This window comes from Anabaena sp. EIM26 (assembly GCF_057568715.1).
On the sequence record NZ_CM172472.1, the window covers coordinates 413,198 to 434,550 of the forward strand.

The following is a 21,353-nucleotide window of genomic DNA, read 5'->3' on the forward strand; positions in this document are numbered from 1 at the left end:
GTGTTCAGAGGTAAAAACTCTATCTTAGGGTTGTTTCCTTCCAGAATTGCTAGTGAGGGAATTGTATTTGGAATGAGTAATTAAAATTGCACCTTGGAAATGTCGAGGATTGATATCTCAACGTTTTCAAACATCGTTGACACTAGATTGATACAAGTATCATGGTTTAAGATTTTGGGCAGAGGGTAATAGGTAATAATTTTTCCCCAATCACTAATTACCTAAAAATCCCCACCTGGTATAGCAAGATTTTAAATCAGACTTGTAACCATATCAAAAACTCTTAAATTACATTTCCAGCGCTATACAATCCCTAATTCCAAATCCAATATCCCAAAAATTAATATGATAGTTGCTCACAATCCCTGTGTTCTGGTGATTGAACCCGATGATAGTCTAGCCAATCAACTGGCTTTTGATTTGCAAGAAGCTGGCTATGAGGCAGTTGTGGCTAATGATGCAGCTGGTGGATTACAAAACTGCCGAGAAGTCAGTCCTGCTTTAATTGTTGTAGACCGAATGCTGACAGGAGAATCAGGACTTTCTTTGTGCAGAAATCTTCGTACTATTGGTAATCGCGCCCCGATCTTAATCTTAATGGCAAGAGATACAGTTGATGATCGTGTAGCTTGTCTCGAAGCCGGTGCAGATGACTACATCCTCAAACCTTATCGCTCGGAAGATTTTTTGAAACTGATTCGTTTATATCTCAAACCTGATGTTGATACTAACGAACAATTGCGCTTTGGCGATCTCATCTTAGATATTGGTATCCGTCGCGCTATCCATAATGGTAGAGCGATCGACCTGACAATGAAGGAATTTGAATTATTAAAGTTTTTTATGGAACATCCCCGTGAGGTATTAACCCGCGAACAAATTTTAGAAAATGTTTGGGGTTATGACTTTATGGGTGAGTCAAATGTCATTGAAGTATATATTCGCTACTTGCGCCTAAAAATCGAAGAAGATGGTCAAAAACGCCTCATTCAAACAGTTAGGGGTGTAGGATACGTGTTAAGAGAATCCTAAAAGCAACAGGTATAACTCCAACAAAATTAATTAAATATTGTTTTCCCTTTCCCCGTTTCCTATTCCCTCTTCCCTTCTTTGATGATTAACTAGTACAACAGGGCAGAAATAACTAAACAGTATCCACAAAAAGTAGATTTTATTCAGCATTGCTGCCTGATTCTGCGAAAAATAGTTATTGGGGATAGAGAATGAACAAAATAACTTTTTATATCGTTTTATTACAAAGTTTGTTTTTAGGAATGGGGGGTGCTAACGCTCAGTCACTACCAATCAATAGACTTCAACCGGGAACAGAAACAAGAGTCAAGCTAGGAAAGGCAACTGAAAGCACCTTACCACCATCACAAGTATGGGTAATTAATCAGAATAAACAAGTACAAAAACAATCTTTTATGTGGGTAGTTCAAAATCCACATCAAGCCAGACAGCAACCATTTCTGCAAGCTGCTAAAACTCCCAAAAAACCAGGCAATTTCACCAAGCCATCTCCAGAGGATGGGTTAGAATCCTTTGATGAAGTAGTGAAAGATAGTCAAAAGCTAGAAGGGCTATTTACTCTCTATCGCCAAAAAGAGAAAAATAAAATATATTTAGAAATTAAGCCAGAGCAACTACAAAAAAACTTCTTAGCTACAGCCACGTTGGAATCTGGTATTGGCGAAAGAGGTATTTATAGTGGTATGCCATTGCAAGATTTTTTGTTTTATTTCCAACGAGTAGACAAGAACTTACATTTTGTTGTTCGTAATGTTAATTTTCGTACTCGTCAAGGAGATCCCCAAGCGCGATCGCTTGCTCGTTCTTTTAGTGACTCTGTTCTTTACACTATTCCCATTAAAAGTATTAATTCTGAACGCAAAACTATCCTGATTGATTTAGGTGATTTGTTGCTGACAGACTTGGCTGGATTATCTGCAAGTTTAGAATTAACTTCTAACTCAGATCAACCTTATTTTGGTAATGCTAAAGCTTTTCCCCAGAATCTAGAAGTTGAATCAATTTTTAACTTCTCTAATAATAGTGCTGGCAAAAATGAAAGCGAGAATTTTGAAGTTTTACCTGATAATCGGGGCTTTACTCTGCGGGTTCACTATAGCCTTTCCCAATTATCTAATAATGATTATATACCCAGATTAGCAGATGATCGGGTGGGATATTTTCTCACTGCACATCAAGATTTATCTATAGATGATCGTAATGATCCTTTTGTGCGTTATATAAATCGCTGGAATTTAGAAAAACAAGATCCGACCGCCGCAATTTCTCTACCTAAAAAGCCGATTGTTTTCTGGATTGATAACGCCGTACCGTTTGAATATCGTGATGCTATTAAAGAAGGCGTATTAATGTGGAATCAAGCCTTTTTGAAAGCAGGATTTAAAAATGCAATTGAAGTCCGACAAATGCCGGATAATCCTACATGGGATGCTGCGGATATTCGTTACAATACAATTCGCTGGATTAATACAATAGATGGATATTTTGCTATGGGTCCATCTCGTGTTAATCCATTAACTGGAGAAATTTTGGATGCAGATATTATCGTTGATGCGAGTTTTGTGCGAGTTTTAAAAAACGAATATCGGCAAATTGTTTTACCCAACAAAACACAAATTAATACTTCCTTGTCAGCATTGATGGAAAATGGACTCCTTTGTGGAAAAAGAGATAAAACTACCAAGGGATTAAGAGGTAATTTATCCAAACTAGCAGGAGAGTATGATTTATGTTACGGAATAGAAGCTGTTAACCAATTTGCTTTTGGTTCTTTGGCAATGTCTCTATTACCAAATATCGCTCCTACTAAACAACAGGTGCAGGATTATATCCATCAATATTTACGTTTAATTATTGCCCATGAAGTAGGTCATACTTTAGGTCTGCGTCATAATTTTCGTGGTAGTACTCTCTTGCCACCAGAGGAAATGAATAATCGTGAAATCACCCGCAGTAAAGGCTTAACAGCTTCAGTGATGGATTATGTTCCACCAAATATAGCCCCTCATGGTACTCAACAAGGAGATTATTTTCCTGATATGGTGGGAAGCTATGATCAATGGGCAATTCAATATGGTTATACTCCTACTCAAGCCAAAACTCCCATTGCAGAGAAACCATTTTTAGAACAAATTGCTAAACAATCAGAAAACCCAGATTTGAGTTATTCTCCAGATGAGGATGTATCTAGTATTGACCCTACATCTGCGCCTTGGGATAATAGTAGTAATGTGCTAATTTATTCACAATGGCAGTTGAATAATTCTCGTTTGATGTGGGAAAAATTAAATAAAGGTTATTCAATTGAGGGAGATAGTTACAGCGATTTAAGCGAAAAATTTAGCACCATATTTGGTAATTATTTACAGCAATTATACTATACAAGTAAATACATTGGGGGGCAGTCTTTTTACCGTGTTCATCCTGGAGACAGCAAAAAACGCCTACCATTTGTATCAGTACCTGTAGACCAGCAAAGACAGGCATTAGCAACGCTGCAAGAGTATGTGTTTGCTGAAGATGCACTGAAATTTTCACCAGAACTACTCAATAAATTGGCACCTTCTCGTTGGTACCATTGGGGTAGTAATCCGAAGATGGGACGTTTAGATTATCCAGTACATGATTTAGTTTTATTTGTGCAGAGTGTCGTGTTGAGTGATTTACTTTCAAGCGATCGCTTATCACGCCTTAAGGATATTGAACTCAAAAGCGCAAAAGGAGAAGCACTGGCTTTACCTGAGTTATTTGATACCTTACAAACTGGGATTTGGACAGAAGTTTTAAAACCGAAAGGTAAATTAGAAATTTCTAGTTTGCGAAGGGGTTTACAACGACAATATGTGAACTTTTTAACAGCGATGGTGTTACGGAAAGTAGACGTACCAGAAGATGGTCGCACATTAGCTTGGTATAAACTCAAACAATTAGATCAGCAACTCCGGCGAGTGAAGTCTGATGATGAATATACTAAAGCTCATTTACTAGAAACACGCGATCGCATCGAAAAAACTTTAAATGCACCATTGCAAGGAAATTAACAATCACAATTCCCTTACCAGCTAACAGTTTCATTTCGATACAATGAATAGAAAGTAGGGGTTTCCTCCCACCTTCTCAATCAATCATATGGCGTTATAAATCATGACTCAAGCATTAGATTTCATCAAATTTTCCCCCAAAACAGAGTCAACACCAACCGCTTTAATCGTCACTTTACACGGTTGGGGTGCAAATGCTCAGGATGTTGAAGATTTAGTCCCTTATATCAACTTACCTGATTATGAATTTTTACTTCCCAATGCCCCTTATCCATATCCTCATTCTCCCACCGGTAGAGCGTGGTATGACTTGCGAGATGAAAATATGTATGCAGGATTGATAGAAAGTCGGAAATTATTAATAGATTGGCTACAATCTTTAGAGAGTAATACAGGTGTGCCGTTATCGCGGACTATTTTGAGTGGGTTTTCTCAAGGTGGGGCGATGACTTTAGATGTCGGATTAACCTTACCCTTAGCTGGTTTAGTGGTAATGAGTGGGTATTTACATCCTGGGGTAGAAACTCTGAATAAAACTAGCTTTCCACCCACATTAATCATGCATGGCAGACAAGATCAAGTTGTACCCTTACAAGCTGCTATCAAGGCCAGAGAAGTAGCCCAATCCCTAGGAGTCGAAGTAGAATATCATGAATTTGACATGGGGCATGAAATTAATTTACAAATGTTAGAAGTACTACGAACTTTTGTAATCAAGACAATTGGTTAGCTAAAGTTACAAATATTTTACAAATTGGGTGAGAAATCAGCCAAATTTTAACAATTTTGTTGCCCACTAATGAGTAATATAGATTGGGTGGAAGCGTTTAGTGCAAATCCACCTCAAGCTGAATGCGAACGCTGCAAAAGGGAGGGGCAAGCATGATGACAACTCTAAGCATTTCCAGAAAAAATATTGCTGCTATGACAGCAACAGAAGTACAAGATTTGGCTACGCGTCTGGAATTGGATAATTACAGCAATGCTTTTGAGGGTTTAAATGATTGGCATCTACTGCGAGCAATCGCGTTTCAGCGCCCAGAATTAGTTGAACCCTTTATCCACCTTTTAGATTTAGAAGCCTACGACGAAGCCTAAGAATTTTAGATTTTAGATTTTGGATTTTAGATTGGGGTTGAGTGGCTAAAATCAAAGATAATTGCAAGTTATTGCCAAAATGCCATTATCTACAAATCTAAAATCATCCACTAAGCGGGTTCTGATTGCTGTAGGCGGCGGTATAGCCGCCTATAAAGTCTGTGAACTAGTTTCCACTCTGTTTAAATCTGGGGTAGAAGTGCGGGTTATTCTCACTAAATCTGCCCAAGAATTTATCACACCTTTGACTTTAGCCACTTTATCTCGTCATCGCGCTTATACTGATGATGATTTCTGGCAACCGATTTATTCTCGTCCATTACATATCGAGTTGGGTGATTGGGCTGATTTAATTGTGATTGCGCCTTTAACTGCTAATACCTTAGCTAAGTTAACCTATGGTATGGCGGATAATTTGCTAACAAATACCGTTCTCGCTTCTACTTGTCCAGTGTTGTTAGCACCTGCGATGAATACAGATATGTGGGAACAGGTGGCAGTGCAAAGGAATTGGCTACAGTTATTGACAGATAGTAGATTTTATGGTATGGAAACGGGGTCTGGTTTGTTGGCGTGCGATCGCATTGGTGCTGGTAGAATGGCAGAACCCGCAGAAATATTTGTTTATATTCAATCTTTACTACACACCCAAGGAATCAGAGATTTAGCTGGGAAACAGGTTTTAATCAGTGCTGGGGGAACGCGAGAATATTTAGATCCCGTGCGGTTTATTGGCAATCCCTCAACGGGTAAAATGGGTTTAGCATTGGCACAGGCAGCACTGCACAGAGGTGCAAAAGTAATATTAGTCCATTGTCCAGCGAGTTGGGATGTACCTTTGGGAGTAGAAGCAATTGAGGTAGTTAGTGCAGACCAAATGCAGCAGGTGATGTTAGAGCGTTTAGCCAATGCAGATATCATTGTTATGTCTGCCGCAGTTGCCGATGTAAAGCCTAGAGATTATAGTACCGAAAAATTGCCCAAGCGATCGCTTCCAGAAAATCTACCACTAGCATCAGTACCGGATATTGTCGCTGAAATCGGAAATCGTAAACAACCACATCAATATTTAATTGGTTTTGCAGCACAAACAGGGGATATTGTTACTCCAGCGCGGGAAAAATTGCAAAGAAAGAAATTAGATGCAATTGTAGCGAATCCTATTGATAAAGTTGATAGTGGTTTTGGTAGTGATAATAATCAAGCTGTGTTTTTGGATAAGTCAGGAAAAGAGGTAGAAATTTCGCCTTGCTCTAAGTTGGAAATGGCACATTATTTATTTGATTTTGTTGTTTAATGGAATCAAATTACATTCTATTGTTCTTCTACTTCTGATAGATTAATATAGCGTTTATCGTTTGAGTGAGATACAAGAACCCCACCCCCAACTCCCTCCCCGCAAGCGAGGAGGGGGCTATAATGTACATCATTAAAGTGGATATTGCTGTAATTAGAATTTTATAAGTATGACATTAATTACTACCTAAATAAATCTCTACGTTTCGAGTGTTCCATGTAGCAATTCCAATTCCAAAAAAATCTTGATCTTCCGTCCATATTGGACAATTTAAAGATAGAGAAAGAGCAACTATTGTCCAATCTTTTATATCTCTTTCTTGTATTCGCCGTTTTGCATCATACTCATATTCGCTATAAATTTCGTCAGCTATTGGTATGACTACCTTTGTTAGTTTCTCAATAGCAGTTAAAAATGGATCTAATGCAAGATTCCGTTTTTGTAAAATTTTGGGTAAATGCTGATTTAACTCATCATAGCAAGAAGCGGGAGTAACAAAACTACAGTTATAATTGTAATTATCTAATAAGTTGGGTACACGTTCTGCTAATATTGCCCGAATCAGAATATTAGTATCCAGAACAATTAACTTTCTCATCGTTATATTGTACTTTCTTTAGCATTCTGGAAATCTGCAAGTAATTCATCTTCACTAATACCGCTTGTTTCCAGCAATTGTTTGATTTTTTGTACTGCTTCTTGTAAAGCCATTAAATCTTGTTTTTGAGGAGTAGGTTGTGTTGGTATGTAGTAACCTATTGGGACTCCATGAGAAGTAATTGCAATTGGTTCAGATGTTTGTTGTGTGTACTTGTGTAAATTGGCGCGAAATTCTTTGATGCCTACAGATTGGATGTCCATAATAGTGAGTTGAGAAATTGTGTACACTTGAGTACACTATAACATAAACTTTGAGTTATTGATAATAATCAAGCAGTGTTTTTAGATAGGTCAGGAAGAGAGGTAGAAATTCCAGCTTGTTCTAAATTGGAAATGGCACATTATTTGTTTGATTTTGTTGTTTAATGGAATAAAATCACGTTTTTATTTTTACTAGGATTTTTGAAAATGACAGTGCATTTACCTGAAATTGGCATTACTAATTGTCTAAGATCAATATCATTACTTGAAGAATATCCTCAAAACATTGTAGGTAGTTTTTGGATCATGTCTGGTTATGGATTTAATAATCAAGAAATTCCTGATTGGTGGATTCATAATGTTTTACAAGAAAATCAAGCGCAAGGTATTCTTAATGCTTTTGAAGAAGGTTGTTTTCGGGGAGAACATAAAAACCCTTTATATTTAGGATTTTGTATTATTGTTATGGCAGATTCTTCTAATCCTGCTCATTTATCTTATGACATTCAACACCTTAGAATGTGGGAAGGAGAGGGAATTGCTTTATTAAGAATAATGGCACGTCATAATATACCTGCTCATACACCCCGAAGGTATCCTAGTTATCCTGATCACTTTTTACAATATCGTTATGGAGAAGAAAATCCTAATTATAAATATCTTCGACAAACATTAAATCATTGGTCTGTTCAGGTTTGGGAAGATTACTGTAGCTATTTGATGTCTATTAATGGTCAATGGATGTTTTATGAGTATTGTAAGAAAATTAACGCAGTCAAAGATGAAGTTCAAGCTACTGTCGAAAAAGGTACTAAACCTCTAGTTTTAACAGAAGGAGAAACTGACCCAATTTATATTAAAACTGCCTTAGAACTGCTAGGAGAAAAGGAAATTTTAGCACAAGTTGATATTGAATGGGTAGGAATTTCTATAGGTAAAGGAAAAAGTATAAATACTGGCGATGGTGGGTTAAAGAATACTAGAGATGTTCTTATCTCTAACCCTAAGTTCTTAGGTGATAGAAAAGTATTATTACTTTATGATTGTGATACTGATAAATCTGACGAAAACCATGAACAATTGAGAATCAGAAAAATACCTCAACAAAAGAATCGAAAAGTCAAAAAAGGTATTGAAAATCTATTTTCTGATCATTTATTTACAGAAGAATTTTATTTACCAAAAACTAAATATGGAGATTATGGAGAAGAAAATAAAATTCAAGAATTTCAAAAAATGAAATTTTGTAAATGGATGTGTGAAGAAAGAAGAAAAGCTGAGGATTTTGTTGATTTTAAGATAATTATTGAATTTATCAAAGATTGTTTAGGAACAGTTACTTATTGAAGCTGTAATTAATCAATGTTGGGTTTCATTTTATTCAACCCAACCTACCTCAATGTAAAAATTACGCGACTTTTAAAGACCTTCCTAAAACTTGCGGTTCGGGAAGGGGTTCACCTTCTGCTAAACATGATTCAATTAGCATTTCTAATACTTCCTGACCATTTTTTAAAGCTTCTTCGTAAGTTTCGCCATGAATACAAGGCTGCATCACATTAGTAAAATCAGGCAATAAGACTACATAACATTTATCTTCTTCAGACCATTGAATAATTATTGTATATTTCATTCTTTTGGTTTCTCCTGTTCGTCTGCTGCGAAAACTTCGCTTTAGAATAGTTGCGTCTGGGAAGCCTTTATTAAATGAAGAGGAAATAGAAAAGGAAATTGCTAGTCGCAGAGGTGGACTAGACTAATGCAAAAATATCAATTAAAGGAGGATTATAGCCGTTTCTCCCCTCCTTTGCGCCTCTGCACCTCTGCGTGAGACTTACCCCCTTACTTCACCTTGTAACCACCCTTCCAAATCAACCAAAGTAGAGAAATCCAACAAAGCATCACCTAAAGCTTCCAAACGTTCCAGCGACAAAACCTGAACCTGACGCTGAATTTCATCAGAAAACTCACCAAATCGCCGTTTTAATTGTCGGAGAATAATCTTTCTTTCTCCTTCTTCTCTCGCGTCTCGCAAAGCCCTCGGTTCTTCCAGATTCAGTCCCAACATAGCTTCAATCTCCTCTCGACTCAGGTTAGAAAACTTGTAGACAATTATCGTCGTCACCAATTCTATTATCGCTTGTTCCGATTGTTGCTGCGATCGCTCTAGCAAAAACTGCACCTGCTTCAATTTCAAGAACCGTAGTCAAAAAAACCCAATCCCAACTGTAAAACTTAATGCATCAGGATTAGCGATGTTGTAATATTCTGAACGGAGAGAGAGGGATTCGAACCCTCGTATACATTACTGCATAACAGACTTTCCAGGTCTGCGCCTTCAACCACTCGGCCATCTCTCCAGGGGTCACGAATCATCATCTTAAAACAAAAATGCAAAAAATGCAATATTAATAAAAGACTTTCTTAAAATAAATCTCAGAGTCCACACTTTTCAGCAAAACAAAATGGTTCAGACGCATACAATTAGAGTTCACGATCGCGCTGCCGGCACATCATACAGCTTGCAAGTTCCAGAAGACCGCTATATTCTGCACACAGCCGAACACCAAGGAATAGAATTGCCCTTTTCTTGCCGCAATGGCGCTTGTACAACTTGTGCTGTCAGAGTTATCTCAGGAGACATTTACCAACCAGAAGCCATTGGACTATCTCCCGATTTACGCCGTAAGGGTTACGCTTTATTGTGTGTGAGTTATGCCCGTTCCGACTTGGAAGTAGAAACACAAGACGAAGATGAAGTCTATGAACTCCAGTTTGGGCGCTTTTTTGGTAAAGGTAAAGTTAAAGCAGGTTTACCTTTAGATGAAGACTAGTACAAAGCAGAAAACAGGGTGCAGATATTTAAATGTGGAAATAGGGGCTTTAGAGAGTCTTTTTAGGGTCTTGAGCCGCAAAATAGGCTTTATCCTCTGTTTGCTACTTTTAGTAGGTTGTCAAGCCAAAAATCAGCCTACGAATATTCCCTCAGAGGTAAAAGTAGCGCGGGTGGTTAGTGGACAAACCTTAGAAGTGCTAGGTATGGCAGAACAACCCAATTTAATTTCCCAAGTGCGCTTAATTGGAGTAGACGCACCAGATTTAGGCCAGCGTCCTTGGGGGGATGATGCTAAAGAACTTTTAAATAGCTTGCTTGGTGATGCAGAAAAATCTATCAAGTTAGAGTTTGACTTAGAAGCCAAAGATAAATTTGACAGAACTTTGGTTTATGCGTGGAAAGATCAGGTTTTGTTAAATGAACAAGTACTCAAACAAGGGTATGCTCTATTTGTAGCGCGATCGCCCAATCACAAATACGACAAACGCCTAGAACGCGCCCAACAATGGGCTAGACTTATGGGACAAGGCATTTGGAACCCAGAAAAACCCATGCGTTTAACTCCCGGTGAATTTCGCCGTTTATATCGTTGAAAGAGGGAACAGGAAACAGAGAATTATCCAATGCCCAATGCCCAAGGGAGCATCCCAAATGTGTAAGTTCACTGTCATGCTGAATGAAGCAAAGCGCAATGAAGCATCTCGCGAGATTCTAAAGCCTACGGCACGCTGCGCGAACGCTTCACTCCGTTCCACTCAGAATGACAATTGACAATGTTTTTGCAAAATTGGGATGTTCGCATGCCCAATACCCAATGCCCCATGCCCAATGCCCCATGCCCAATCACCAATGACAAACTTACAAATTTTTCTAGATATTGCTACCGAAGCAGCTTTAGCGGCTGGTGTAATTTTGCAAGATTATTTAGGCAAAGTAGAAGACGCGATTACAGAAAAAGGACGACCTGGTGATTTAGTCACCGCAGCCGATAAAGCTTCAGAAAAAGTCATTTTAGAAATTTTGCGTCGTCACTTTCCTGAACATTCAATCCTCGCGGAAGAATCAGGAAAACTGGGAAATCAAGATAATGAATACCTTTGGGCAATTGATCCTTTAGATGGTACAACCAACTACGCCCATCAATATCCCTGTTTTGCAGTTTCCATTGGCTTATTTATTAATGGTGTCTCGCAAATTGGTGTCATTTATGACCCTTTCCATAATGAACTATTCCGGGCTGCTGCGGGTTTGGGTGCAACACGCAATCGTCGTCCTATCAAAGTTTCTCAAACCGCTGAACTGAATAAAAGTTTGTTAACAACGGGGTTCGCTTATGACCGCCGGGAAACTACTGATAACAACTATGCAGAATTTTGTCATCTCACCCATCTTACCCAAGGAGTGAGGCGCGGCGGTTCAGCTGCTTTAGATTTGGCTTATGTTGCTTGTGGTCGTGTTGATGCTTACTGGGAAAGAGGTATTGCACCTTGGGATATTGCCGCTGGTATAATTTTATTACAAGAAGCTGGCGGCAAAGTTACAGCTTATGATGGAACCGCTTTTAAAATCGAGTCTGGGAGAATTCTCGCTACCAATGGTTATATTCACAACAGTCTCAGTCAGGAACTCATGCAAGTCACTCCTCTCCCTAATAGGTGAGATAGAAAAACTGCTGACAACTGACCATTAAATATTACCGGCAGGGTAAACTTATAGAAAATTGCTGCTTGGGTGCAACGCTTAAAATTATGTCGTTAAAAATAGATGGTGGACTATTTAAATATGATTTCATAGATCATCACGCAGTTTTGTGTGTTCCGGTTGACGCAGATGCTAAAGAAGTTCGCAAACGTTATCTCAAAATTGCCCGTCGCTTGCACCCAGATAGTTCTGTTGTTACCAAAAATGCTGATAAAGATATAGCAAATCAATTATTATCTAAGCTGGTTAATCCGGCTTACGAAAAACTTTCTGTAGAACGCAATCGCGCCGAATATGGTTTAGTTTTGTCGCAAATAGGCAAGCGTTTGGCACAAGAGTCAACATCAATAGAACTAAGTACTGACATAGCTAAACGATTAGCGATCGCACCAAATATAGATTTGTTGTACAAAAGTGAACTTGCTAAATTGGCCGAGACTCAATTTGACGAGTTGCAACAAGCAGCCCAATTTATTAGCCAAATTAGTGAATTGAACTTAGTTTACCTGATGCGGCGTGCAGGACGGTTAATGAAAACCCCTCAACCTCTGCTGCCAAGTAATACCAGCACACCACCATCACCATCACCATCACCATCTCCACCACCATCACCACCACCTAAAGACGACTCACCGGTAGCACAATACCTCCGTCGCGCTCAAATTCTAATTGAAAAAAACCAATTTACCCAAGCCAAAGTAGAATTACAGGATGCCTTGAAGTTGGAGCCAAGAAATAGTCGTTGTCATAGCTTAATGGCAATCATATATTTACAGCAAAATCAGCTAAAAATGGCAAAAATTCACTTTGAAAACGCATTGAGATTAAATCCCCAAGACAAAATTGCCTTGGAGTGGAAACCTAAAGTAGAAAAGGCTATGGGTCTAAAATCCAGTACTGTTCAAGTGGATTCATCTCCAAATACAGGAGATAATCAACCAGATAACTCTGGTAATGGTGGTTTGTTTGGTGGTTTGTTTGGTGGGAAGAAAAAATAATGGTGTATCAACCAGCAGCGGGAGCTAGGGATTTATTGCCCTTAGATGTGGCTCAAAAACGCTGGATTGAAGATAGGTTACAACAAGTTTTTCACCGTTGGGGATATCACAGGATTATCACCTCAACTTTGGAACGAATGGATACCCTGATGGCTGGTGAAGCAATTCAACGCCAAATGGTGATTCAATTGCAAAATGGACAAGATGAAGAATTGGGTTTACGTCCAGAACTCACGGCTTCAATTGCGCGGACAGTTGTCACTCGCATGGCAGATGCTACATATCCCCAACGACTGTATTACAATGCTAATGTATTTCGTCGTAACTGGGAAAAGCGACATAATCGCCAGCAAGAGTATTATCAAGCTGGGGTAGAGTTGCTAGGATCAGGCGGGTTGCTGGCAAATGCAGAAGTGCTGCTGTTGATAGGCAATTGTTTAGAGGCCTTGGATTTGCGGGGATGGCATTTAATCTTAGGTGAAGCGGGAATTACCAAATCGCTGCTGGATGCTTTTCCGACTCATCTGAGAAACAAAGTGCGGAGTGCGATCGCTCATCTTGACCGTGTAACTCTAGATACTTTGCCCCTTGGAGACGAACTGCATGAACGTGCTAAAATCATGCTTGATTTGCGTGGTAATAGTGCAGATGTCTTGCAAAAAGTCAGTAGTTTAAATCTGGACGCAGACCAACAAGAGGCAGTCAATAACCTCAAATCCTTGGTAGAATTACTAGAATCAGAAGGTAAATTCCCCTTAATTCTTGACTTGAGCCTGATTCAAACTATTGACTATTACACAGGAATTGTGTTTGAAGTAGTCAGTGATACCGATGGGCAAGCTCAAGTTTTAGGGCGTGGTGGTCGTTATGATCAGTTGTTAGGGCTATATCATCCCCAAGGCGAAAATATACCCGGAATTGGGTTTGAACTAAATATTGATGTTTTATACCAAGTTCTATCATCTACTCAGCAATTACCACAAAGCACCCCAGCGAGTAACTGGTTAGTAGTTCCAGAAAGCAAGAGTGCTGATGCTGCTGCCTTTGCCTATGCCCAAAAATTACGAGAATCTAGTGATTTAGTGCGGGTAGAAATGGATTTAGGGGGCAGGGATACAGAGGCTATTCGTCAATATGCCATAGAAAGAGCGATCGCTCAAATCGCCTGGATTCAAGCCGATGGATCACCCAAAATTGAAGCAGTAAGTTAACAGATTTGTAAGAATTCAGGAGTCAGGAGTCAGGAGAAAGAAGGAAGGATGAAGAATATTTTTCTCTTCTGTTTCCTGCTATATCAAACATTATGTATCCTGAATCCTTACACAGATTTACAAATTGTTACCCTAGAAACTGCTGATTTATTTAAAGAGAGGGAATCGAGAAAATGCCACATACAATTGTGACTGACGTTTGTGAAGGCGTGGCTGACTGTGTAGCAGCTTGTCCTGTAGCTTGCATTCATGACGGCCCAGGTAAAAATGTCAAAGGCACCGATTGGTACTGGATTGACTTTGCAACCTGCATCGACTGTGGCATCTGTTTACAAGTTTGCCCAGTAGAAGGAGCAATTTTGGCAGAAGAAAGACCAGAATTGCAAAAAATAGCGGATTAGGCGATTGGGGACTGGGGACTGGGGACTGGGGACTGGGGAAATGTTTATCTTTTTTCTGACTCCTGACTCCTGACTCCTGCCTCCTGCCTCCTGACTCCTGACTCCTGACTCCTGACTCCTCATAATTTATGACAAATTATTTATTAGAAGTTGAAAATGTCCATGCTGGATATATTAAAGATGTAGATATCTTGCAAGGTATCAATTTCTGTGTTGAAGCAGGAGAATTAGTCACAGTAATTGGCCCCAACGGTGCAGGTAAATCCACTTTAGCAAAAACAATTTTTGGACTTTTGACACCCCACACAGGCACAATTACCTTTAAAGGGGAAAATATTACAGGTTTGAAATCAAATCAAATCGTCGAAAGGGGGATGTGCTACGTTCCCCAAATAGCCAACGTTTTTCCTTCGCTGACGATTGAAGAAAATCTAGAAATGGGGGCATTTGTACGGAATATTCCCCTGAAACCTCTGAAGGATAAAATATTTGCCATGTTCCCAAGATTAAGCGATCGCCGTCGTCAACGGGCTGGGACTCTTTCTGGAGGGGAAAGGCAGATGTTAGCAATGGGGAAAGCTTTAATGCTAGAACCCAGTTTACTGCTGTTAGATGAACCTTCTGCGGCTTTATCTCCCATCTTAGTAACGCAAGTATTTGAGCAGATTAAACAAATCAACCAATCAGGTACAGCCATTGTCCTAGTAGAACAAAATGCTCGTAAAGCTTTAGAAATGGCAGATCGTGGTTGTGTATTAGAATCGGGACGGGATGCTATCACTGGGCCAGGATTGGAATTGTTACACGATCCCAAAGTAGGAGAATTGTATTTGGGTGCAGGAAAGAGACATTAAAATCCTCTGTCCATCAGTCTAATCAGTTATTATATAGAACTAAAGCAATTGAAAACTGTGCAAATTCATTCTCACTCAGAATTTGAACATATCCCAAATCGGCATAGTGAACAGGGTTTGCGAAAATTGCTCAAGCGCCTTGTCAGCAAAATGCAGCGGGATGAGTTAGTCCGACAGACTATGAATCAACTTAGAGAATCACTCCAGGTTGACCGTGTAGTTTTGTATTACTTTTATGAGAAATGGCAAGGACAGGTAACATTTGAATCTTTAAGCGCTGAGGAATTCTCGGTTTTAGGTTCAACTGGAGCAGATGATTGTTTTAACAGCGAGTATGCTGCTTTGTACTTAGCAGGAAGAGTAAGAGCGATCGCTAATATAGAAACAGAAGCTATCGAAACTTGTCACCGAGATTTTCTTCGCAGCATCCAAGTTCGCTCTAACCTAGTAGTACCGATTGTGATCCCAAAAGGTCTATGGGGTCTATTAGCCGCACACCATTGTCAAGCACTTCGTGATTGGTCGCCGGCAGATATTGAACTGATGCAAACAGCAGCCCATACCCTAGAAACAGATCCCAATATCTTAGACAGCTAGTCCCTAGTTGATAATTTTCTAGACAAAACTATACACATAGAAACTTCCAAATAAAAATTTGCAGTTTGTGGAGTTCTCTAATATGGCGGTATACACGTGAATGAAATACATCATAGCCCCCTCATCGCTTGCGGGGAGGGGGTTGCTCACAAGGGTAGGTATTTTACATTGTCGTGAGGGCAAGACAAGGATGACAAGGAAGGACAGTGGACAAGGGAGGAAAACCGTGCAAAATCAGATTCTCTTGGTAACAAGAACAGTCCGTCAAAATACCATTGTGCGTATCAAATCTTCCTTGTCTACCTTCCCTCCTTGTCTTCCTAGTCCTGCCTTTACAGTTAATATTAAAAACCTACCCCTGTGAGGGGGTTTCCCCGCCCTCGATTGTATTGTATCCGATACGAAAAATGATCAACAAACCCCATTTCAAGCCTTGTTACTCTGTTGAAACCATAGAACCAGACCAGGTATTTCTCTTATCCGAGAGAGAGACAGTCTGTTTGAGCGATCGCATTTCTTATCGTATCGCTTCTTTACTACAAGAACACGATTATAGCGTTGATGAAATTCTTGATATTATTCAATCAGAACTACTACAAGAACAGACACCTACTCAAGAAACTAGCGACTTTTTTCAAAATATTCTCAATCTCAGTATTAAAACCCAGTATGCCCTATTCCAAATGGAACAAAAAGGCTATTTGGTAGAACAAGATAACTCACTCCCCTCTCACTTAGCCATCTTCTGTCATCATCTTAATATTACTCCCATAATCGCTGCACAAAGACTACAATCAACGAAAGTAGCAATCAAAACCTTTGGTTCTCCTCCTAGCGAAGACTTCATAAACATTCTGAAATCCCTGCATATTCAAATAGCTGATGCTGGAGATTTCACAGTCGTCTTAACTGACGACTACCTACACCCTCAACTAAAAGCATTTAATCAACAATCCTTAAAATCTCAATCACCTTGGATGCTAGTCAATCCCTTAGGAACAACCCTCTGGATAGGGCCTATATTTAATCACCATATTAATCACCATACAACCGGGTGTTGGGAATGTTTAGCCCAGAGATTAAGGGATAATAGACCAGTTGCAAACTTTATCCAAAAACATAAACAAATTTCCCTATCTTCTCCCCTGGGATTCCTGGCTTCTACTGTGCAAACAGCATTAGGAATGGCAGCAACAGAAGTTTTCAAATGGATTATCCAAGGGAGAAATCAACAATTAGAAGGAACTTTATTGACCTATGATACCCTTACTCTCCAAACCCAAAAGCATCTTTTCGTTAAGCGTCCCCAATGTTCTGATTGTGGAGAAATAGCCAATGAACAAAATAACCAACCCCTACCCATTGTTTTAGGACATCGGCAGAAAAACTTTACTAAAGACGGAGGGCATCGTTATTGTTCACCACAAGAAACCTTCAGAAAATATCAACATCATATTAGTCCTATTACAGGTGTTGTTCGAGAACTACAAAAGATCCCAGGTCATGGGTTAAATCATACATACATAGCAAAGCATCATTTTCTCAGCGTCTTTGATGATGTAGACAGCTTACGCCAAAATATTGGCGGTAGAAGTGCAGGAAAAGGTAGAACTGATATTCAAGCCAGGGTAAGCGGTTTTTGCGAAGCTATTGAAAGGTATTCTGGGGTATTTCAGGGAGATGAAATTAGACACAAAAGCAGTTACCAACAAATGGGAGACAAAGCTATTCATCCTAATAACTGTATGAATTTCAGCGAACAGCAATATCAGCATCGGGAACAGTTGAATACTAAAAGTAAAGGTTGGTTTCAAAAAATCCCAGAACCCTTTGATATAGAAAAAGAAATCGACTGGACACCAGTTTGGTCTTTAACCTATCAAAAATTTAAATATCTGCCAACAGCTTATTGCTATTACGGCTATTCTCAATCCCATAAACCTGACTGTTGGGCAGACTCTAATGGATGTGCGGCAGGTAATACACTCGAAGAGGCAATTCTTCAAGGATTTATGGAATTAGTTGAGCGTGATTGTGTAGCGTTGTGGTGGTATAACCGTCTACAAAAACCTCAAGTAGATTTAGATAGTTTCGATCAGCCTTATTTCCAAGAACTAAAGAAATATTATCAAGCCATTAATAGAGAATTGTGGGTTTTAGATATTACTAGTGACCTGAATATTCCCGCTTTTGCTGCTATTAGTCGCCGCACAGATCAAGAAATAGAAGATATTATTTTAGGGTATGGAACCCATTTTGACCCTCAGATTGCCATTAGTCGAGCTTTAACTGAAGTTAACCAAATACTACCTAATGTTTTATCTGCTCAAGCTGATGGAACTACCCAATATCCCCCATCTGCTGATCCTCTAGCAATAGAATGGTGGAAATCTGCGACTGTAGCAAATCAACCTTATCTGCTTCCAGATGATCAGAGTATCCCGAAAATTTTTGCAGATTATCCCCAAGTAGCCAGTGATGATCTTTTAGAAGATATTAGGCTTTGTCAACAAATCGTGGAAAAAAATGGTCTGGAAATGCTAGTTCTAGATCAAACTCGTGCAGATATTGGACTAAGAGTAGCTAAAGTAATTGTGCCAGGAATGCGACATATGTGGAAACGCTTAGGTACAGGACGGCTGTATGAGATTCCTATTAAAATGGGTTGGTTGAAACAGTCTTTGACAGAAGACCAATTGAACCCTTATCCGATGTGGATGTAGGCAGGAGTTCGGAGTTCGGAGTTCGGAGTTCGGAATCAGAAGTCAGGAGTTCGGAGGCTTTTGGGATTTGCCATACCTGAATTGAACTGAATTGAACTGAATTGAACCGATGTGCAACAGTCCTGATTTTAACTCAATTCTTGAGGTGAGAAACCAAAGATACTATAGCAAGTCCGGATTTGACTTCTGAGCTAACTGGTGGGTATTAGTCCTGAAGTTTGTTCATATTTCATCTAGGATTGCTGTACTAGTACTAGGACAGAATTAATTACGTACTGAATTTTTTGCAAATTCTTTATCACACAAAGATTGTAGATTTAGATCCTATGTAATTAATTTTGTCCACTTACTTATATTTATATTAATTTTGACTAGGATGTTTATGTATTATTCCGTAGAGATTTTTGACAGGTAGCTAGATAAATGATGTTTGCTCCAAATTTCAAACAGGATAATTTATACTGATAACTATCTGTAATTTCCCAGGTTTTATGCTGCACGGATATAAAATTATTGATGCTGATTCCCATGTGATTGAACCTCCGCAGATATGGTCTAAGTATCTAGCCCCAGAATTTAAGCATTTTGCACCTTCTCCAGACATGAAAATTAAAGGGGAAGACATTGTGGAAAAGATATCCTTGCAAATGAGAGAAATGGGTAATCAGCAGATGATGCAGGCTCATCCCCATGCTTATCTGCATCGCTATAATCCAGAATCTCACCTCCAAGCAATGGTGCAAATGGGGGTTGATATAGCGTTTATTTATCCAACTTATGGACTGTGGCTATTTGGCATTGATACCATGCCCGCTGAAGTAGTGGGAGCTTTTACTAATGCTTACAATACGTGGTTATATGAAGAATTTTGTAGCTATGATCCAGATAGATTAAAAGGGGTAGGAGCCATAAATCTTCATGATCCAGAGCAAATGGTATCAGAATTACATCGCATAGCGGATTTTGGCTGGAAAGCTGTGGTTTTACGTCCTAACCCGGTAAAAGGTCGAATTTTGAGCGATCGCACTTATGATCCATTTTGGACAGCCTGCGAAGAGTTAGACATTGCAGTAGCAATACATGAAGGAACCCATAGCCGCTTACCAACCACAGGTGCAGATCGGTTTAATACTCGTTTTGCCCTCCACGCTTGTTCCCACCCAATGGAACAGATGATGGCCTTGTTAGCCTTGATTGAAGGAGGAGTATTAGAACGTCACTCTCATCTAAGGGTAGGCTTTCTAGAGTCTGGTTGTGGTTGGCTTCCCTACTGGCTCTGGCGTATGGACGAAGAGTATGATAATTTACATTGGGAGGTCAAAGATCATGTCAAAATGAAGCCATCAGAGTACTTCCGTCGTCAGTGCTTTGTAGGTATCGAACCTTCCGAACCTTATTTACCTCAAATTATCGAATATATCGGTTCTGATAACTTAATCTTCGGCTCTGATTACCCTCACATGGATCATAAACAAAACAGCGTAAACACAGTTATAGAGCTTGAAACACAGTTATCTCAAGAAACAATACAAAAGATTGTTTGGGATAATCCCAGCCGTTTTTACAGTTTGGCTTGAACATTAAATTAAGGATGCACTATTATCATGAATCAACAAGAATTGTCCTCTTATCCTTCTATACCGCTAGTAGGATACGGAATGGATACCTTGCGTCCAGGACAGTCGCATAGTCCTGACACATATTATCAAATCCTCTTAGTTACTCCCCCTAAAGAAAAAACACCAGCAAAATATATAGACACAACAATAGTAGCTAAAACCAAGGAAGAATTTGACAAATACTTGCTTGATCAAGCAAGTAAAGACAAGCTAAAACCTTATTACGAAGAGCGGAATATTACTGGTGATTCTATAGGCTCTTATTTACCTTCACCTGGAGTATTTTTATCAGACGGTTTTGTAGATGAGTTATTCTCAGAAAGCAGTTCACGAAATCAAATCATTAGTGAAGCCAATAATTTTTATGATTCAATCCGGAATTTACTTCAGAGTCGTAAAATATCACAGCTAATTTCTACAACATGGCACTTTTATTTAGAAGCGAAAAAAACAACTGGTTGGGATAATTTTGTAAATGGTGAATGGGATAGGATTGATCCTAAAATGTTGGATGCACTCATAGCTAGGGAAATTTTCTTTGTTAATCAAAGCAGTTCTTCATCCGAGCTAGACCCCCATAATCTTGATATCTATTATCCACTACGGAGTTCATCTGAAGCTTGTCAAAATCCACGATTCTTGATTTTGCCCAATAGTAATGCATGGCAGGGAATTGCTTTAAGTCTTTTGATGGCAGGACAAGCATATCGTAATATTGGAGAGGGTGAAAACTTATCCTATCACCAAATTTCTCAACCTATTTTAAGTACCGGTGAAATAGTTAATAGGTACGGAATGGAAGTAGAGTGGCATGGCTATGAAGGCAAAATTAAAGAATTGAGTATGAATCCAGGAGGTTCTTCTACAGCTTTTCAAGTAGTTGTTCCTTATCCTCCCATACCTTCCGAAATCAACCTCCCTCCCGAACACATTAAAAAATGGGCTGAAGCTGACGATGAAGGAGAAGATTTTCCATTTTATTCTAAAACAGAAGATGGACAATATTCAATATATGTAAACTATGTCACGCCTCCATACCCCTATTTACCTCTAACTTCTAGTTAGAAGAATTGGGAATAAGTAA

21 protein-coding genes and 1 tRNA gene are annotated in these 21,353 nt (G+C 39.2%); 17 read left to right on the forward strand and 5 right to left on the reverse strand.

Annotated features, from left to right (window positions below):
* Positions 1-345: 345 nt before the first annotated feature.
* The 5 genes from nblR (at position 346) to coaBC (ending at position 6,468) form a co-directional block, all read left to right on the forward strand.
* Positions 346-1,032: a response regulator transcription factor NblR gene (nblR, locus tag AC012T_RS01660; RefSeq protein ID WP_487062590.1), complete on the forward strand. Its 687-nt coding sequence runs from the start codon at positions 346-348 to the stop codon at positions 1,030-1,032.
* A 191-nt stretch (positions 1,033-1,223) separates the two neighbouring features.
* Complete coding sequence (locus AC012T_RS01665) at positions 1,224-4,073, forward strand: zinc-dependent metalloprotease (protein WP_487062591.1); 2,850 nt, start codon at positions 1,224-1,226, stop codon at positions 4,071-4,073.
* 103 nt (positions 4,074-4,176) lie between these two features.
* A complete protein-coding gene (locus tag AC012T_RS01670; RefSeq protein ID WP_487062592.1) occupies positions 4,177-4,803 on the forward strand; it encodes an alpha/beta hydrolase in 627 nt (208 codons plus the stop codon).
* A gap of 155 nt (positions 4,804-4,958) precedes the next feature.
* Positions 4,959-5,171 (forward strand): protein IsiD, encoded by a 213-nt coding sequence (gene isiD, locus AC012T_RS01675; RefSeq protein WP_487066404.1) that lies wholly within the window; start codon positions 4,959-4,961, stop codon positions 5,169-5,171.
* A 79-nt stretch (positions 5,172-5,250) separates the two neighbouring features.
* Positions 5,251-6,468, forward strand: coding sequence for a bifunctional phosphopantothenoylcysteine decarboxylase/phosphopantothenate--cysteine ligase CoaBC (coaBC, locus tag AC012T_RS01680; RefSeq protein WP_487062593.1), 1,218 nt, complete (start codon positions 5,251-5,253; stop codon positions 6,466-6,468).
* 175 nt (positions 6,469-6,643) lie between these two features.
* Here coaBC and AC012T_RS01685 read toward each other — a convergent pair whose 3' ends face one another.
* Together AC012T_RS01685 and AC012T_RS01690 are read right to left on the reverse strand one after the other, a co-directional pair.
* Positions 6,644-7,066, reverse strand: coding sequence for a PIN domain-containing protein (locus tag AC012T_RS01685; RefSeq protein WP_487062594.1), 423 nt, complete (start codon positions 7,064-7,066; stop codon positions 6,644-6,646).
* Between the two features lie 2 nt (positions 7,067-7,068).
* Positions 7,069-7,329, reverse strand: coding sequence for a prevent-host-death family protein (locus AC012T_RS01690; protein WP_487062595.1), 261 nt, complete (start codon positions 7,327-7,329; stop codon positions 7,069-7,071).
* Positions 7,330-7,536: 207 nt separating this feature from the next.
* Here AC012T_RS01690 and AC012T_RS01695 point away from each other — a divergent pair, with 207 nt between their 5' ends.
* Positions 7,537-8,676 (forward strand): hypothetical protein, encoded by a 1,140-nt coding sequence (locus AC012T_RS01695; protein ID WP_487062596.1) that lies wholly within the window; start codon positions 7,537-7,539, stop codon positions 8,674-8,676.
* Between the two features lie 61 nt (positions 8,677-8,737).
* On the opposite strand, the gene AC012T_RS01700 is transcribed toward AC012T_RS01695, so the two are convergent.
* The 3 genes from AC012T_RS01700 to AC012T_RS01710 form a co-directional block, all read right to left on the reverse strand.
* Positions 8,738-8,962 (reverse strand): type II toxin-antitoxin system HicB family antitoxin, encoded by a 225-nt coding sequence (locus AC012T_RS01700; protein WP_487062597.1) that lies wholly within the window; start codon positions 8,960-8,962, stop codon positions 8,738-8,740.
* 201 nt (positions 8,963-9,163) lie between these two features.
* Positions 9,164-9,526 (reverse strand): DUF4351 domain-containing protein, encoded by a 363-nt coding sequence (locus AC012T_RS01705; protein WP_487062598.1) that lies wholly within the window; start codon positions 9,524-9,526, stop codon positions 9,164-9,166.
* Positions 9,527-9,602: 76 nt separating this feature from the next.
* Positions 9,603-9,689 (reverse strand) — tRNA-Ser (locus tag AC012T_RS01710).
* A gap of 105 nt (positions 9,690-9,794) precedes the next feature.
* On the opposite strand from AC012T_RS01710, the gene AC012T_RS01715 reads away from it, so the two are divergent.
* The 11 genes from AC012T_RS01715 to AC012T_RS01765 all read left to right on the forward strand — a co-directional run bounded on the left by AC012T_RS01715 (position 9,795) and on the right by AC012T_RS01765 (position 21,334).
* Entirely contained in the window at positions 9,795-10,163 is a 369-nt protein-coding gene (locus AC012T_RS01715; protein WP_487062599.1) for a 2Fe-2S iron-sulfur cluster-binding protein, read from the forward strand.
* A complete protein-coding gene (locus tag AC012T_RS01720) occupies positions 10,153-10,758 on the forward strand; it encodes a thermonuclease family protein (protein WP_487062600.1) in 606 nt (201 codons plus the stop codon). The genes AC012T_RS01715 and AC012T_RS01720 overlap by 11 nt, the downstream gene beginning before the upstream one ends.
* 256 nt (positions 10,759-11,014) lie before the next feature.
* Positions 11,015-11,824 carry an inositol monophosphatase family protein gene (locus AC012T_RS01725; protein WP_487062601.1) on the forward strand — a complete coding sequence of 270 codons (810 nt, stop codon included), beginning with the start codon at positions 11,015-11,017 and terminating at the stop codon, positions 11,822-11,824.
* An 89-nt stretch (positions 11,825-11,913) separates the two neighbouring features.
* Positions 11,914-12,864 (forward strand): J domain-containing protein, encoded by a 951-nt coding sequence (locus AC012T_RS01730; protein ID WP_487062602.1) that lies wholly within the window; start codon positions 11,914-11,916, stop codon positions 12,862-12,864.
* Positions 12,864-14,075 (forward strand): ATP phosphoribosyltransferase regulatory subunit, encoded by a 1,212-nt coding sequence (locus AC012T_RS01735; protein WP_487062603.1) that lies wholly within the window; start codon positions 12,864-12,866, stop codon positions 14,073-14,075. Before AC012T_RS01730 ends, AC012T_RS01735 begins: the two co-directional genes overlap by 1 nt.
* A 173-nt stretch (positions 14,076-14,248) precedes the next feature.
* Positions 14,249-14,476 (forward strand): ferredoxin family protein, encoded by a 228-nt coding sequence (locus tag AC012T_RS01740; RefSeq protein WP_487062604.1) that lies wholly within the window; start codon positions 14,249-14,251, stop codon positions 14,474-14,476.
* Between the two features lie 128 nt (positions 14,477-14,604).
* On the forward strand, positions 14,605-15,330 hold the full coding sequence (locus AC012T_RS01745; RefSeq protein ID WP_487062605.1) for an ABC transporter ATP-binding protein: 726 nt from the start codon (positions 14,605-14,607) through the stop codon (positions 15,328-15,330).
* A 57-nt stretch (positions 15,331-15,387) separates the two neighbouring features.
* The gene (locus AC012T_RS01750) at positions 15,388-15,927 is read left to right on the forward strand and encodes a GAF domain-containing protein (RefSeq protein WP_487062606.1); all 540 of its coding nucleotides are present in this window, start codon (positions 15,388-15,390) and stop codon (positions 15,925-15,927) included.
* Positions 15,928-16,334: 407 nt separating this feature from the next.
* On the forward strand, positions 16,335-18,650 hold the full coding sequence (locus tag AC012T_RS01755) for a TOMM precursor leader peptide-binding protein (protein WP_487062607.1): 2,316 nt from the start codon (positions 16,335-16,337) through the stop codon (positions 18,648-18,650).
* 491 nt (positions 18,651-19,141) lie between these two features.
* Positions 19,142-20,227, forward strand: a complete 1,086-nt coding sequence (locus AC012T_RS01760; protein ID WP_487062608.1) for an amidohydrolase family protein — start codon at positions 19,142-19,144, stop codon at positions 20,225-20,227.
* A 27-nt stretch (positions 20,228-20,254) separates the two neighbouring features.
* Positions 20,255-21,334, forward strand: coding sequence for a hypothetical protein (locus tag AC012T_RS01765; RefSeq protein WP_487062609.1), 1,080 nt, complete (start codon positions 20,255-20,257; stop codon positions 21,332-21,334).
* Positions 21,335-21,353: the final 19 nt, after the last annotated feature.